The sequence below is a fragment of the Flavobacterium hankyongi genome (assembly GCF_036840915.1).
Lineage (GTDB): Bacteria > Bacteroidota > Bacteroidia > Flavobacteriales > Flavobacteriaceae > Flavobacterium > Flavobacterium hankyongi.
Genome location: NZ_CP085725.1, coordinates 2,473,264 through 2,490,439, shown reverse-complemented (window position 1 = coordinate 2,490,439; position 17,176 = coordinate 2,473,264). Strand labels below are relative to the sequence as shown.

At 34.6% G+C, this 17,176-nt stretch carries 13 protein-coding genes; 12 read left to right on the top strand and 1 reads right to left on the bottom strand.

The genetic code is table 11. From position 1 onward, the window contains the following. The first annotated feature begins 89 nt into the window (after positions 1-89). The 12 genes from LJY17_RS11415 (at position 90) to LJY17_RS11360 (ending at position 15,461) form a co-directional block, all read left to right on the top strand. Positions 90-1,478, top strand: a complete 1,389-nt coding sequence (locus tag LJY17_RS11415) for a rhodanese-related sulfurtransferase (RefSeq protein WP_264543951.1) — start codon at positions 90-92, stop codon at positions 1,476-1,478. Next, a complete protein-coding gene (locus LJY17_RS11410) occupies positions 1,478-2,719 on the top strand; it encodes a peptidase U32 family protein (RefSeq protein ID WP_264543950.1) in 1,242 nt (413 codons plus the stop codon). The genes LJY17_RS11415 and LJY17_RS11410 overlap by 1 nt, the downstream gene beginning before the upstream one ends. Beyond that, entirely contained in the window at positions 2,719-2,949 is a 231-nt protein-coding gene (locus LJY17_RS11405; protein ID WP_264543949.1) for a ferredoxin, read from the top strand. Before LJY17_RS11410 ends, LJY17_RS11405 begins: the two co-directional genes overlap by 1 nt. A 214-nt stretch (positions 2,950-3,163) precedes the next feature. Next, positions 3,164-4,408 (top strand): PSP1 domain-containing protein, encoded by a 1,245-nt coding sequence (locus LJY17_RS11400; RefSeq protein ID WP_264543948.1) that lies wholly within the window; start codon positions 3,164-3,166, stop codon positions 4,406-4,408. Beyond that, positions 4,395-4,883, top strand: a complete 489-nt coding sequence (locus LJY17_RS11395) for a gliding motility lipoprotein GldH (protein ID WP_264543947.1) — start codon at positions 4,395-4,397, stop codon at positions 4,881-4,883. Before LJY17_RS11400 ends, LJY17_RS11395 begins: the two co-directional genes overlap by 14 nt. A 1-nt stretch (position 4,884) precedes the next feature. Further along, a complete protein-coding gene (locus tag LJY17_RS11390) occupies positions 4,885-7,212 on the top strand; it encodes a penicillin-binding protein 1A (RefSeq protein ID WP_264543946.1) in 2,328 nt (775 codons plus the stop codon). Positions 7,213-7,353: 141 nt separating this feature from the next. Continuing rightward, on the top strand, positions 7,354-8,055 hold the full coding sequence (locus LJY17_RS11385; protein WP_264543945.1) for a CoA transferase subunit A: 702 nt from the start codon (positions 7,354-7,356) through the stop codon (positions 8,053-8,055). A 26-nt stretch (positions 8,056-8,081) separates the two neighbouring features. Further along, complete coding sequence (locus LJY17_RS11380) at positions 8,082-9,020, top strand: hypothetical protein (protein ID WP_264543944.1); 939 nt, start codon at positions 8,082-8,084, stop codon at positions 9,018-9,020. 1 nt (position 9,021) lies between these two features. Then, complete coding sequence (locus LJY17_RS11375; protein ID WP_264543943.1) at positions 9,022-9,681, top strand: CoA transferase subunit B; 660 nt, start codon at positions 9,022-9,024, stop codon at positions 9,679-9,681. Positions 9,682-9,873: 192 nt separating this feature from the next. Next, on the top strand, positions 9,874-13,320 hold the full coding sequence (locus LJY17_RS11370) for a M4 family metallopeptidase (protein WP_264543942.1): 3,447 nt from the start codon (positions 9,874-9,876) through the stop codon (positions 13,318-13,320). Between the two features lie 200 nt (positions 13,321-13,520). Then, on the top strand, positions 13,521-14,687 hold the full coding sequence (locus tag LJY17_RS11365) for a class I SAM-dependent rRNA methyltransferase (RefSeq protein ID WP_264543941.1): 1,167 nt from the start codon (positions 13,521-13,523) through the stop codon (positions 14,685-14,687). 153 nt (positions 14,688-14,840) lie between these two features. Further along, on the top strand, positions 14,841-15,461 hold the full coding sequence (locus LJY17_RS11360) for a PAS domain-containing protein (RefSeq protein ID WP_264543940.1): 621 nt from the start codon (positions 14,841-14,843) through the stop codon (positions 15,459-15,461). A gap of 63 nt (positions 15,462-15,524) precedes the next feature. Here LJY17_RS11360 and LJY17_RS11355 read toward each other — a convergent pair whose 3' ends face one another. Beyond that, positions 15,525-17,126 (bottom strand): fumarate hydratase, encoded by a 1,602-nt coding sequence (locus LJY17_RS11355; RefSeq protein ID WP_264543939.1) that lies wholly within the window; start codon positions 17,124-17,126, stop codon positions 15,525-15,527. Positions 17,127-17,176: the final 50 nt, after the last annotated feature.

Sequence of the window (17,176 nt, the reverse complement as noted above, 5' to 3'; positions counted from 1 at the left end):
TTTGCACTCGAATTCTTCCATTTAGAATTCATAACATAATTCTGTACAGACGTGATTTATCACGTCTCTAATCTTAAAACGTTTATAGCATGCAACTGTACAACACCTTAAGCGCAGAAGAAAGAAAAGAGCTAATTGACTTAGCGGGTAAACAACGATTAACGTTGTCTTTCTATGCGTATGCCAAAATTGAAGATCCCAAAAAATTTCGTGACGATTTATTTATCGAATGGAACAAACTTGATGCTCTTGGTCGTACCTATGTAGCCAAAGAAGGTATCAATGCTCAAATGTCGGTTCCAGCCGAAAATTTTGAAGCTTTTAGAGAAACTTTAGAAGCGTATGATTTTATGAGTGGCATTCGTTTGAATGTTGCCGTAGAACACGATGATCATTCGTTTTTAAAATTAACGGTAAAAGTTCGTGATAAAATTGTAGCCGATGGTTTGAATGATGAAACGTTTGATGTAACCAATATAGGAGTGCATTTAAAAGCGAAAGAGTTCAATCAAATATTAGAAGATCCAAACACGATTGTAGTAGATTTCAGAAATCATTACGAAAGTGAAATCGGTCATTTTAAAGGTGCGATAACTCCAGATGTGGAAACTTTTAGAGAAAGTTTACCAATAATCAACGAGCAATTAAAAGATTTCAAAGAAGATAAAAATTTGGTGATGTATTGCACCGGAGGAATTCGTTGCGAGAAAGCGTCGGCGTATTTCAAACACCAAGGTTTTAAAAATGTTTTCCAACTAGAAGGTGGAATTATCAATTACGCCAAACAAATCAAAGAAGAAGGTTTGGAAAGTAAATTCATTGGAAAGAATTTCGTTTTCGACCACAGATTAGGGGAAAGAATTACCGATGATATCGTTTCGCAATGTCACCAATGTGGAAAACCTTGCGATAATCACACGAATTGTTTGAATGATGGTTGTCATTTGTTGTTCATCCAATGTGACGAATGTAAAGCAGCTATGGAAAATTGTTGTTCTACCGAATGTTTAGAAATCACACATTTGCCGTTGGCCGAACAAGTAAAACTTCGTAGAGGGAAACAAGTAGGAAATAAAGTCTTCCGAAAAGGAAAATCGGAGAATTTGAAATTCAAACATTCAGGAGACCCGAGAGCTATGCTCGAACAGGCGAAGCAATTGTCTGACAAACCTTTGGCTGTAGCCGAAAAAACAAAAGACATTCGTCAGAAAATAAAAGTAAAAAAGGTATTGCTTGGTAAAGCCGAACATTATTATGTGAAAGCACAAGTAGGACTTTTTGTTATAGAAAACCAAGAACTAAATGTTGGTGACAGCATTCTAATTTCTGGACCAACAACTGGGAATCAAGAATTGGTTCTAGAAAAAATGTTCGTAAACGGAACTGAAAATTCATCAGCAAAAGTTGGCGATAAAGTAACTTTTGAAGTGCCATTCCGAGTAAGATTATCTGATAAATTATTTAAAATTATTAGCTAATGACAACTTCTGGAAGAATAGAATTAATGGCACCTGCAGGAAATTTCGAATCCATGCAAGCAGCTTTAGATAATGGTTGCGATTCGATTTATTTTGGTGTCGAACAATTAAATATGCGAGCTCGTGCAACAGTAAATTTCGTTTTAGATGATTTACCTGAAATTGCGCGTCGTTGCAACGAAAAAAATGTTAGAACGTATCTAACTTTAAATACCATTATTTACGATCACGATTTATCGATTGTAAAAACACTTTTAACCAAAGCCAAAGAAGCAGGAATTACAGCAGTAATCGCATCTGACCAAGCAGTTATTATGACAGCTCGTACAATGGGAATGGAAGTGCATATTTCCACACAATTGAATGTGACTAATATTGAAACGGTTAAGTTTTATGCAATGTTTGCCGATACAATCGTACTTTCTCGCGAGCTGAGTTTACGTCAAGTAAAGAAAATTACTGACGACATTGAAAAAGAGCAAATCAAAGGACCAAGTGGGAATTTGGTGGAAATCGAAATCTTTGGTCATGGTGCTTTATGTATGGCGGTTTCAGGAAAATGTTATTTGAGTTTACATTCGCATAACTCTTCTGCCAATCGTGGTGCTTGCAAACAAAATTGTCGTAAAAAATATACGGTTATTGACCAAGAATCTGGTTTTGAAATTGAAATTGATAACGAATACATGATGTCGCCAAAAGACTTATGTACGTTAGATTTTCTAGATCAAGTTATTGATTCAGGCATTAAGGTATTAAAAATTGAAGGTCGTGGTCGTGCTGCTGATTATGTGGCAACCGTTATCAAAACCTATCGCGAAGCTATCGATTCGTATTATGAAGGAACTTTTACCAAAGAGAAAATCAACACTTGGATGGAAGCTTTAGCAACCGTTTATAATCGTGGTTTTTGGAGTGGTTATTATTTGGGACAAAAATTAGGCGAATGGTCAGACAATCCAGGTTCTAATGCCACTCAAAAGAAAGTATATGTTGGGAAAGGAATGCATTATTTCCCAAAATCAAGCATAGCAGAATTCAAAATTGAAGCATACGACATTAAAAAAGGTGATAAAATTTTAATTACAGGTCCATCAACAGGAGCACAAGAATTAATTTTAGAAGATTTCTTTGTGAATGATGTAACTTCGGAAAAAGCGACCAAAGGCGATAGCTGTACTTTAAAAGTGCCGTTCCGCATTCGTTTATCGGATAAAATGTATAAAATTATAGAAAACTAATGGTTGTTGTTACGCTTCAAAGAGACAAATGCATTGGTTGTAATTACTGTGTTGAAATGGCACCTGCACAATTTCAAATGTCCAAAAAAGACGGAAAATCAGTATTAATTAAATCAGTTGACGCCAAAGGATTTCACACCTTAAAATCACCCGACCATACGATTGTTGAAAATTGTGAATTAGCAGCAAAAGCTTGTCCGGTGCATATTATTACCGTAAAAGAAACCTGAAAATCAGATTAAAGACACTTATTCTTACACCTGTTGCGTTTTTATATTGTAACAGGTTTTTTATTTACAGGTCTTGCTAGACATTTGCCAAATAAAAAATTGGTATTTGGGATTTCTTTTTTTGGAATTTAAAATATGTATCTTTACCCTCAAAACAATTTTGGCAATAGTAGTTTCGTTCTAAGAGCGGGATGACCAATATATATACAAATTTATGGCATGTAATAGTTGTTCAACTTCCGATGGCGGAGCGCCAAAGGGGTGTAAAAATAATGGGACTTGTGGCACCGATAGCTGCAATAAATTAACTGTTTTTGATTGGCTTTCAAATATGAGTCTTCCGGGAGGTCAAGAACCTTTTGACTGTGTAGAAGTTCGATTTAAAAACGGGAGGAAAGAATTTTACAGAAACACAGAAAAGCTGTCACTAGTTATTGGTGACGTTGTGGCGACAGAAGCTTCTCCTGGTCACGATGTGGGGATTGTAACTTTAACAGGTGAACTAGTTAAGGTTCAAATGAAGAAAAAAGGAGTAAATCCTGATGGAGAAGTACTGAAAGTATATAGAAAAGCATCTCAAAAAGATATCGAAATTTGGAGTAATGCTCGCGATAAAGAAGAGCCAATGAAAGTTCGTGCTCGTGAATTGGCGATTTCTTTAAAATTAGAAATGAAAATTTCAGATATCGAATTTCAAGGAGATGGTTCGAAAGCTACTTTTTATTATACTGCAAATGATCGTGTCGATTTTCGACAGTTAATCAAAGATTATGCGAGTGAATTTAAGATTCGTATAGAGATGAAACAAGTTGGTTTTCGTCAAGAGGCTTCTCGACTTGGAGGAATTGGTTCATGCGGACGCGAGTTATGCTGTTCAACATGGTTAACAGATTTCAGGAGTGTAAATACATCAGCAGCAAGATATCAGCAATTATCATTAAACCCACAAAAACTTGCTGGACAATGTGGTAAACTTAAATGTTGTTTGAACTATGAGTTAGACTCATATATGGATGCTTTGAAAGATTTCCCAGATATGGATACAAAATTGTATACTGAAAAAGGAGATGCAGTTTGCCAAAAATTAGATATTTTTAAAGGATTAATGTGGTTTGCCTACACAGATAATTTTGCACATTGGCATGTTTTGAAAACTACGGAAGTGAAAGAAATTATTGCTAAGAATAAGCAAAAAATAAAGGTTTCATCACTTGAAGAGTTTGCAATAGAGGAAGAAAAGCCAGAAGTAGAGAAAACATTCCAAAACGCAATGGGTCAGGATAGTTTAACTCGTTTTGATCAGCCTAAAAAGAAAAAACCGAATAATAATAAAAAAAGAAAACGCCCAACTGAAGTTAACAAAGAAGGTAATGTAAATCCTAATCCTAACGTTAACAAGAATAACAACAATGGGCCAAAGCCAAAATTCAAAAAAGGAAAAAAAGATGCTAAAGAATAGTTTCTGGTTATTTATAATTGCTTTTGTTTTTGTGTCGTGTGATAAAAGTCAAGTTTTTGACGATTATAAAACTATTGATGATGGTTGGCACCGTGACAGTATTATTACATTTAAGTTTGATCAGGAGGTTTCAAAAAAACCATTAAATATGTTCATTAATGTTAGAAATAATGATGATTATGAGTTTAGTAACTTGTTTCTAATTGTTAAAATGGAAGAGCCAAAAGGAAAAATTAAAGTAGATACGTTAGAATATCAAATGGCAAATCCAGATGGAACATTAATGGGAGAAGGTTTTTCAGATATTAAAGAGAGTAAACTTTGGTACAAAGAAAACGCAACTTTTACAGAAAAGGGTACATATAAAGTTTCAATTCAGCAAGCGGTAAGACAAACAGGAAAAGTGAAAGGAGTTGAAAAACTTAACGGAATTACAGAAATAGGTTTTAGAATAGAATCTTTAGATACAAAATAAAATGGCTCAAAAACTAAACACAAAAAAACCAGATTATTCACAGTATGTGAAAAAATTTTGGAAATATTTCTTCATGTTTTTTGGAGGTTTACTATTGTTTTTCCTATTTGCTTCATGGGGACTTTTTGGTTCAATGCCATCATTCTCAGAACTTGAAAATCCTGAGTCAAATTTAGCTACAGAAATTATTTCTTCTGACGGGGTTGTTATCGGGAAGTTTTTTAACGAAAATAGGACTCCAGTAAAATACGAAGATTTACCACCATACTTAGTTAAAGCGCTTGTTGCTACCGAAGATGAACGTTTTTATGAACATTCAGGTATTGATGGAAGACGCACATTGAGTGCTTCATTAAGTTTAGGTAGTCGTGGTGGTGCGAGTACAATTACACAGCAGTTGGCAAAATTACTTTTCCATGGTGAAGGTTCGCGTTTCTTGCCTTTCCGTATCGTTCAAAAAGCAAAAGAATGGATTATTGCAATCCGTTTAGAAAGACAATATACTAAGAATGAAATCATCGCAATGTATTTTAATAAAGTTGACTTTATTAATACAGCGGTGGGAATTCGTTCTGCGGCAAAAGTATATTTTGCAAAAGAGCCCAAAAACCTAACAGTAGACGAATCGGCTATGTTGGTTGGAATGTTAAAAAACCCTTCGTTATTCAATCCGCTAAAGCGTGAAGAAAAAGTAAAAGACAGACGTAATGTGGTTTTAAAACAAATGGAAAAGAACCATTTTTTAACGACAGCTCAAAAGGAAAATTATCAGGCAAAACCAATAAAATTAACTTTTACACCAGAAAAATATAACGAAGGAACAGCAACGTATTTCCGCGAGTATCTTCGTGATTACATGAAAACTTGGGTAAAAGAAAACAAAAAAGAAGACGGATCTGATTACAACATTTATTCAGATGGTTTAAAAATTTATACTACTATAGACTCTAGAATGCAGTTATATGCTGAAGAAGCTGTTAAAGAGCACTTGGCTAACTTGCAAGAAGAATTTTGGAGTGAAATGAAAAACAATAAAACGGCTCCATTTGTTAATATTAAACAACCTGATATTGATAAAATCATGGAACGTTCAATGCGAAATACAGAACGTTGGAGAATCCTAAGCGAAAACGGAAAAGATGAAGACGAAATTAAAAAATCATTCTACATCAAAACAAAAATGACTGTTTTCACTTGGAAAGGAGATAGAGATACAATCATGACTCCTTACGATTCAATTCGTTATTATAAGCACTTCCTTCAACCAGGTATGATGGCCATGGAACCACAAACAGGAGATGTGAAAGTATGGGTAGGAGGAATTGATTATCGTTATTTTCAGTATGATCACGTTGGTTTAGGAGCACGTCAAGTAGGTTCAACATTCAAACCATTTGTTTATGCAACCGCAATCGAACAATTGGGAATGTCACCATGTGATACTATTATTGATGGTCCAATCTTAATTAGAAAAGGACGTCATAATGTTACTGAAGATTGGGAACCTCGAAACTCAGACCATAAATATCGTGGGATGGTAACTCTTAAAAAAGCTTTGGCATTATCAATTAATACAGTTTCTGCAAAGTTAATTGACAAAACTGGTCCTGATGCTGTTATAGACTTAGTTAAAAAATTGGGAGTAAATTCAGATATTCCTTCACAGCCATCAATTGCATTAGGCGCAGTAGACATGACTGTAAAAGATTTAGTGGCAGCTTTTAGTTCATTTGCAAATCAAGGAATTTATTTAAAACCTCAAGTTATAACTAAAATAGAGGACAAAAACGGAAACGTGATTTATGAACCAAAAATGGAATCTCGCGATGTATTAAGTAAAGACATTGCTTTTGCTGTGATAAAGTTGATGGAAGGCGTTACTGAGTCTGGTTCGGGAGGTCGTCTCCGTTCTCAAGGTGGCGGTTGGAAATATAATAGAGTTACTGGTTATCCTTATGTTTTCACTAATCCAATTGCTGGAAAAACTGGTACAACTCAAAACCAATCTGATGGATGGTTTGTTGGTATGGTACCTAATCTAGCTGCTGGAGTTTGGGTAGGTAATGAGGACCGTTCGGCACATTTTAGAACATTAGCTTCGGGACAAGGTGCTACAATGGCATTACCTATTTGGGCATTATTTATGAAAAAATGCTACAATGACCCATTGCTGAATGTTTCAAAAGAACCCTTTGAGCGACCAAAAGATTTATCAATAAAAGTCGATTGTTACACTCCTCCTACAAGAAGAGAAAATGATTCAATTGCAAAGGATTCGACGGCAATAAAGCACGAATATGAGCAAAACACAGATGAATTTGGAATTTAATAGTATTAATTTTTACCCTGTTTCTATTTTTTAGGATGTCGAAGGGTGAAGCTTTTTCCAGCTGTTCGCTGTATCTTTTATTGCCATTTGTTAAAGCAATAAAAGGATGCCGCTTCCATCTGGGCTAAACAAATACAACACATGATTAACAGAAAAGTAAACAACGTTCAGGAAGCTTTACAAGGAATTGAAAGCGGACAAACAATTATGTTAGGAGGTTTCGGTTTATGCGGAATTCCAGAAAACAGTATTGCAGAACTAGTAAAAAAAGAAGTAACTGATTTAACTTGCATTTCAAATAATGCAGGAGTTGACGATTTCGGATTAGGCTTATTGCTTCAAAAAAAGCAAATTAAAAAAATGATTTCTTCTTATGTAGGAGAAAATGCCGAGTTTGAACGTCAAATGTTGTCAGGTGAATTAGAAGTCGAATTAACTCCGCAAGGAACATTAGCAGAAAAGTGTCGTGCGGCTCAAGCCGGAATTCCAGCATTTTTTACACCAGCAGGTTTTGGTACGGAAGTTGCCGAAGGTAAAGAAACTAGAGAATTTAATGGAAAAATGCACGTTATGGAATTAGCTTATAAAGCTGATTTTTCTATTGTAAAAGCATGGAAAGGTGACGAAGCAGGAAACTTAATTTTTAAAGGAACTGCTCGTAACTTTAATGCTTGTATGGCTGGTGCTGCAAAAATTACTATTGCTGAGGTAGAAGAACTTGTGCCAGCAGGAACATTAGATCCAAATCAAATTCATATTCCAGGAATTATGATTAATCGTATTTTCCAAGGTGAAAAATTTGAAAAAAGAATTGAACAGCGTACTGTTAGACAAAAACAATAATTAAAAAAAAATAATAATATACATTCATGAAAAAAATCTACTTTTTATTAAGCTTATTAATTATTATATTAAGCTGTAGTAAAGACGATTCAGCTACAGAACAGCAACAGTCTAAATGTTCTCAAATCAATACTTTTAATGCATCTCAACAGGTTGATGTGTTAAATTATTCTATAACAGCAAGTGGAAGTCCTGCTGCTTATGAGTTTGTTTTTTTGGATTCACAATATAATACAGATCCAAATCATGGAAATGTAATTTCTGTTCCAAATGCATCAGGTAATATTAGTTTAGATAATAATGTAACACAAAATAGAACATATTATATTTATGCTAGAGTTATTTGTGCAAATGGAGAAAAAAGTGATTGGTCTGCTCCAAAAATTATTTATATAAATAATTACTGTGGTAAACCCTATAACTTAATTTATTCAGGTCAATTGACATGGGATGACTCTAATTTTGGTTCAGGTACTGTTTCATATTATCAAGTGCAATATGGAGCTCAAGGATTTTCTTTAGGAAGTGGTACAACAATTAATGCGAATAATGAATATTTATCTAATATTCCTATGGCTGCTCAAACCACTTATGATTTCTATGTTAGATCATATTGTAATGATGGTAAAGGATGGAGCTCATGGACTGGTCCTTACGCATATTTTTCTCAGTACACACAAAATATGTGCTCTGTTCCAACAAATTTAGCATATACTCTAGAATCTCAGACTTCTTCATATGCTTGGATTGCTTTGAATTGGAATTATAATGGAGAATCAAACTTTGAATATACAATAGTAAGCCAAGGAGCTTCTGTTTCTTCTGGGACTGTATACTCAGCTTCAACAGGTGGATGGCCAGTTCATCAGTTAACAAAAGGGTATAATTATCATTTCTATGTTAGAGCAGTTTGTGCTAATGGAAACAAAACAAGCTGGTCAACAGCTAAATTAATTGATTTATAAAATGGCATTAGACAAAAATCAAATCGCAAAAAGAATCGCACAGGAAGTTCAAGACGGATATTACGTGAACTTAGGAATTGGTATTCCTACTTTAGTAGCTAATTACGTTCGTGAAGATATTTCAGTAGAATTTCAATCTGAAAATGGTGTTTTAGGAATGGGGCCTTTTCCTTTTGAAGGGGAAGAAGATGCAGATGTGATCAACGCAGGAAAACAAACGATAACAACATTACCTGGGGCAAGTTTTTTTGATTCGGCTTTTAGTTTCGGAATGATACGTGCCCAAAAAGTAGATTTAACAATTTTAGGAGCTATGGAAGTTTCTGAAAACGGAGATATAGCTAATTGGAAGATTCCTAGAAAAATGGTAAAAGGAATGGGAGGTGCTATGGATTTAGTTGCTTCAGCAGAAAACATTATTGTAGCCATGATGCACGTCAACAAAGCAGGAGAATCTAAAATACTTAAAAAATGTACTTTACCATTAACTGGTGTTGGTTGCGTTAAAAAAGTTGTGACTGAATTGGCGGTTATGGAAATTACTCCAAAAGGATTCAAACTTTTAGAAAGAGCTCCAGGAGTTTCTGTTGAAGAAATCATAAAATCTACAGAAGCAGAGTTAATTATCGAAGGAGAAATTCCAGAAATGATTATCAATTAATATACCTTCCACAGACAATGCAATAGCCCTAAAATAGGGCTATTTTTTTTGTTTTACCACATCTTAAAATTAAGATTAAGTTATGGTTAAGATAAAAAACAAAATTAAACACTTGATTATTGATAATTTTTTTAAAATTGTGCAAATTATTGACAATCAATAAGCAAACCAAAAACCTAAAAACCAAAAATTATGAAAAAACAACTACGCAGTTTAACCACAATAACTGCACTGTCGTTGTTTACCTTATCTGCTTTGGCACAAGAAACAGATAAGAATGTAAACAAGAAGGAAAAGAGCGACAATGGAACTCCAGCTTTCATTGCGTTCAAAGAATCTTCGACCTACAAAAGTTCTGATGCAAGAACAATCTTCAAACAGCAGTTAGGACTTAAAGACAATCAAAATCTTTCTAAAGTTAAATCTGATACGGATGAATTAGGTTTTACTCATGAAAAATTTCAAATGTATCATCAAGGAATTAAAGTAGAATTTGCAACCTATTATTTACATTCTAAAAACGGGAAAGTAAATACAATGAATGGGGAATTTTATAATATTGGTGATGTTAATACTTCTCCATCAATCAATGCTCAAACTGCTTTGCAGAGAGCAATGGCTCATACAAAATCTACAAAGTTTTTATGGGAAAACCCAGAAGAAGCTAAAGCAATGAATTATTCAAAACCAAAAGGGGAATTGGTTTTATTACCAGTTGACAACACAGTTAAATTAGCCTATAAATTTGATGTGTATGCTACAAAACCATTAAGCAGAGGAGACATTTATATTGATGCACAAAATGGAAGAGTATTACTATATAATGCAACAATTAAACACTTAGGAGAACATAGTCATGGTAAAAAATCTTCTAAAGGAGCTAATGTAGATATGTTTAAACCAAACATGCTTGTGACTGCTGGAACAGCAGCTACACGATATAGTGGTTCTCAAACAATCGAAACTACTTTGAGCGGAACGCAATATATCTTGTCTGATGCAACAAGAGGTTCAGGAATTAGAACCTATAATTCACAAAAACAAGCAACTTATACAAACGTTGTTGATTTTAAAGACACGGATAACAATTGGACAGCAGCAGAGTTTAATAACACAAATAAGGATAATGGGGCTTTAGATGGTCATTGGGGTGCTGAAAAAACATATGACTATTGGAAAAACATTCATAATAGAAACAGTTTTAACAATTCAGGTGCACAAATTAAAAGTTACATTCACTACAACTTAGTGGCAGCGGGTTATCCAGATAATAACAACGCTTTTTGGAATGGATCTGTAATGACTTACGGTGATGGTACAGGAACGGGAGGTTTTGATATTTTAACAGCATTAGATGTTTGTGGTCACGAAATAGGACATGCAATTTGTACTTATACTTCTAACTTAACGTATTCAAATGAGTCAGGAGCAATGAACGAAGGTTTTTCAGATATCTGGGCAGCTTGTATTGAAAATTATGCAGCTCCAACAAAATCTATCTGGTTAATAGGAGAAGATATTGAAAGACGTTCAGGTCACGCAGCTTTACGTTCAATGAGCAATCCTAAAGCAGAAGGTCAACCAGATACATATAAAGGAACAAATTGGTATTCAGGAACTGCTGATAGTGGAGGAGTTCACACAAACTCAGGAGTATTAAACCATTGGTTTTATATCTTATCAGTGGGTAAATCAGGAACTAACGATAAAGGAAGTACTTACAACGTAACAGGCATTACTATTGCTAAAGCAGAAAAAATTGCATTTCGTTTAGAAAGTGTTTACCTAACATCAAGCTCAACGTATGCTAATGCAAGAACTGGAGCTATTCAAGCAGCTGTAGATTTATATGGTGCAGGTTCTGCTGAAGAAATTGCAACAACAAATGCATGGTATGCAGTGGGAGTAGGTGCTGCTTATTCTGGAGGTTCTTCAGATACAACAGCTCCAACGGCTCCAACAAATTTAGTAGCTTCTGGTACAACTTCATCAGCTACTAATTTATCTTGGACAGCTTCTACAGATAATATTGGTGTAACAGGTTACAATGTTTATAGCGGAACAACTTTGTTAGGAACAGCTACTGGTACTACTTATACAGCTTCAGGTTTAACAGCTTCTACAACATACTCTTTTACAGTTAAAGCAAAAGATGCAGCGGGGAATTTATCTGCAGCAAGTAACGCTGTAAGCGTAACTACATCTGCAGCAACAGCGACTTATTGTGCTTCAAAAGGAAATAGTGTTGCTGACGAATATATTGGAAGAGTTCAAGTTGGAACAATCAATAATGCTTCTACTGGAGGAACAGGTTATTCTGACTTTACAAGTATTTCGACAAATGTTACTAAAGGAAGTGCAACTACAATTACAGTTACACCAACATGGACAGGATCTGCCTATGCTGAAGGTTATGCGGTTTGGATTGACTTAAATAACGATAAAGATTTTGATGATTCAGGCGAATTAGTATGGAGTAAAGCCGCTTCTACAACAACTCCAGCAACAGGAAGTTTTACAGTACCAACAACTGCTATTACAGGTTCAACAAGAATGAGAGTTTCAATGAAGTATAATGCAATTCCAACACAGTGTGAAGCATTTTCATATGGAGAAGTTGAAGATTATACCGTTAACTTAGTAGCTGGTTCAGCAGACACAACAGCTCCAACAGCTCCAACAAGCTTAGCTGCATCAGGAACTACATCATCATCTACAACGCTATCTTGGACAGCTTCAACAGACAATGTAGCTGTAACAGGATACGATGTATATCAAGGATCAACATTAAAAGCTACTGTAACTACAACATCTTACACAGTAACAGGCTTAACAGCTTCAACAGCATATTCTTTTTCAGTAAAAGCTAAGGATGCTGCAGGAAATGTTTCAGCATCAAGTAATGTAGTAAATGTTACGACTTCTTCTACTTCAGTTACGTATTGTGCTTCTAAAGGGAACAGTGTAGCAGATGAGTACATTGATTATGTTGCGTTAGGAGGTATTGCAAATACTACTGGAGCAAATGCTGGTTACGGTAACTTTACAAACTTAGTAGGAAATGTGCCTTATGGTTCTAATACAATCACTTATAGTGCTGGATTCTCTGGGTCAGCTTATACAGAGTTTTGGTCAGTATGGATTGATTACAATCAAAACGGAACTTTCGAAACAACTGAAAAAGTAGCTTCTGGTTCATCATCAAGTTCGGCTAACTTAACAAGTACATTTACTGTTCCTACAACAGCTTTAGCAGGGCAAACAAGAATGAGAGTTCAAATGAAATATAATGCAACTTCTACAGCTTGTGAAACGTTCTCTTACGGAGAAGTTGAAGATTATACAGTAAACATTGGTGGTACTCCAGTAGCTGGAATAGTAGCTGGTGAGGCAATTGCTAACGAATCTAACGTGTTCGATTTCCAAGTGTATCCTAATCCAGTAGAAAGTACATTAAATATTTATATGTTCGATAATCGTTCGGTTTCTTACAAAATCTACAATTTAATGGGACAATCATTAAAAGCAGGTAAGTTAAACCAACAAGAATTAAACGTTTCAGATTTAACATCAGGCTTATACATCCTAGAAGTTAATGACGGACAAAAAGCAATCACTAAAAAGTTTGCTAAAAAATAATTAAACCAAACCAACTAAATAACTATCTGAGAGGAGGCTGAGCAATCAGCCTCTTTTTTTGTAAAATAAATCATAGCTTTGCAAAATAATTTGGGCGTGTCATTTTGTAGCTTTCGAGAACCTCAAGCTACAAAAATGTCGGGCTGTTCGCACTACATGGTAGTTTGCTTCCATCCCTCACGCAATTTAATCCGTAGAAAATGTCCTATCCAAAAGTTATTCTAAAAAAAGGAAAAGAAAAATCAATACAACGCCGCCATCCTTGGGTTTTCAGTGGTGCTGTTTATGGTGTAACACAAGAAATCAATGATGGAGAAATGGTCGATGTAGTCGATTCAGATAACAATCACTTAGGAACAGGTTATTTTAGTGATAAAGGAAGTATTGTAGTTCGATTGTTAACCTTTGCTAAAGAAACATTTTCTGAGAATTTTTGGAAGGAAAAATTACAATCGGCATGGGAATTACGTATAAAACTATTGAATCTTGAAGTAACTAATGCCTTTCGTCTAATTCATGGAGAAGGCGATGGTATCCCAGGATTGATAATTGATTACTATGATAAAAACTGGGTGTTACAAGCACACTCATCGGGAATATATTATCAAATTGAAAAAATAGCGAATGCTATAAAATCTAATTTTCCAGATTTTTGCGAAACCATTTATTGTAAAAGCTCAGGAACATTACCTAATACAGGAACCGATTATTTTTTATTTGGCACTAAAAATGAAACCACAGCTAAAGAAAATAATATCCTTTTTGCCGTAAACTGGGTTGAAGGTCAAAAAACAGGTTTTTTCTTAGATCAAAGAGACAATCGTAAGTTGTTGAGAGAGTTTTCAAAAGATAAGAAGGTGCTCAACACATTTTGTTATACAGGAGGTTTTTCTATTTATGCCATGAGCGCTGGAGCCGAATTAGTAACTTCGGTAGATATATCGCAAAAAGCAGTCGATTTAGCCGCAAGAAACATGGAATTAAATTTTCCCAATTCTAATCATAAAGCTGTAGCTGACGATGTATTTAACTTCATGAGAGAAAATCATCAAGTCTACGATGTGATTGTACTTGATCCACCAGCTTTTGCAAAAAGTATTAAAAGTAAACATACAGCAACACAAGCATATAAACGATTGAATATTGCAGGTTTAAAAGCGCTAGCACCCAAAGGGATTTTGTTTACGTTTTCGTGTTCACAAGTAATTGATGATGTTTTGTTTTACAATACTGTAGCCGCAGCAGCCATTGAAACAGGAAGAAATATTAGAGTGTTACACAAACTCTCACAAGGACCAGATCATCCAACGAATATTTATCATCCAGAAGGACATTACCTTAAAGGATTAGTGTTGTATGTAGAATAAAAAAATTAAGAATAATTTAAAGCCAAAGTTGAAATACTTTGGCTTTTTTATTTTAAAAAATCAGCTAAGTCTGACAATTATCATATTTAATCGATTAGGTTATGGGTTTCTTTGTGCCATAATAACAAAACAAGTAAACCTAATTATTTTATTATGCCTATAAATACAATAGAAAGACCTACACCTATCGACAAAGAAGTAGCTTGGGATAAAACCCAAGTAATTATGAGTAAAACGGATAAATTTGGAACTATTGAATATGCCAATGAAGTATTTTCAGATGTTTCAGGTTATGAAGATTACGAGTTAATGGCTCAGCCGCACAATATCATAAGACATCCTGATATGCCGAAAGTTATTTTTAAGGTGTTATGGGACAATCTTAAAAACGGAAATAACTTTCATGCCATTGTAAAAAATATGGCTAAATCAGGTCGTTATTATTGGGTAATTACTGATTTTGACATTGCAAAAAATGATGACGGTGAAATTGTACATTATTTTGCTAGAAGAAAGGCTGTTCCTAGCGAAGTGATAACAAATCATATTGAACCATTATATAAAAAATTACTTCAAATTGAACAAGCTAGTGGCTTAGAAGCAGCTGAAAAATATTTAATCGGTTTTCTCGAAGAAAAAGAAAAAACGTATGTGGAGTATATTTTAGATATTATGCGACAACAAAAAGAAAAAGAAGTTGTAAAACAACCTTTACCAGTAGAAGAGGAGGAAGAAGAGAAAAGAAGTTTCTTTTCCAGATTTTTTGGTTTGTAATTGTAGAGAAGAAGGAAGGGCTAATTCAATTGAATTAGCCCTTTTTTATTTTTTTGTTCAATTTTATAAATTCGCAAAGAAGTCATTTCCTTTGTCATCAGTAATGATGAATGCAGGGAAATCTTTTACTTCAATTTTACGTACAGCTTCCATTCCTAGCTCTTCAAAATCCACCACTTCAACAGATAAGATATTTTCTTTGGCTAAAATTGCGGCAGGACCGCCAATCGACCCTAAATAGAAACCACCGTATTTGCCACAAGCATTCGTTACATCTTTGCTTCGGTTTCCTTTAGCAAGCATTACCATACTTCCACCAGCCGCTTGGAATTCATCAACATAAACGTCCATACGACCAGCTGTTGTAGGCCCAAAACTTCCTGAAGGCATACCGTCCGGAGTTTTTGCTGGTCCTGCATAATACACAGGATGGTTTTTAAAATAGTCTGGCATTGGTTTACCAGCATCTAATAATTCTTTAATCTTTGCATGCGCAATATCACGAGCAACAATTAAAGTTCCGTTTAGCTTTAAACGAGTTTTGATAGGATAATTAGAAAGCTCTGCTAAAACCTCTTTCATTGGTCGATTTAAATCAATCTCAACAGCAGGTTCTAAATGAGGTGCCGTTTCTGGTAAAAATTGTTTTGGATTGGTTTCTAATTGCTCTAAAAAGATACCATCTTTAGTGATTTTTCCTTTAATATTTCTATCTGCAGAACATGAAACACCCATTCCTACAGGACAAGAAGCCGCATGACGAGGTAAACGAATTACTCTAACATCATGTGTTAAATATTTACCACCAAATTGCGCTCCAATGTGACTTTCTTGACATATTTTTTGCACTCTTGTTTCCCATTCTAAATCGCGAAAGGCCTGACCAGCCATGTTTCCAGAGGTAGGAAGATTGTCATAATAACCAGCGGATGCTTTTTTTACTGCTGCTAAATTTGCTTCGGCAGAAGTACCACCAATTACTAAAGCCAAATGATATGGAGGACAAGCAGATGTTCCTAAATCCATAATTTTTTCACGGATAAATTCATCCATTGATTTTTCGTTTAGTAACGATTTAGTTTTTTGGTATAAGAAAGTTTTGTTTGCAGAACCACCTCCTTTTGTCAAAAACAAAAACTCATATGATGAACCTTTTTTTGCATAAATGTCAATTTGTGCAGGAAGATTAGAACCAGAGTTTTTTTCTTCAAACATCGAGATAGGAACGATTTGAGAATAACGTAAGTTTTTGTTTTGATACGTATTAAAAACACCTTTTGATAACCATTCACCATCATCTACTCCAGTATATACATTTTCACCTTTTTTTCCCATTACGATTGCAGTACCTGTATCTTGGCAAGAAGGTAATTCTCCATCAACTGCAACAACAGCATTTTGTAATAAATTGTAAGCAACAAAACGATCATTATCTGTTGCTTCTGGATCATCGATAATATTTTTTAATTTATGTAAATGTGCAGAACGAAGCATAAAAGAAACGTCTTTCATAGCTTCTTCAGCTAGTAATTCTAAACCTTTAGGGTCAACAGTTAAAATTTCGCGATCTCCTAATTGTTCTATTTTTACATAATCAGAAGTTAATTTTTTGTATTGAGTATCATCTTTTAAGATAGGATACGGGTCTTGATATAGGAAGTCCATGAAGTAATTTTTTTGTTGCGTAAAGATAATAATTATTAATAAAAAAGCCG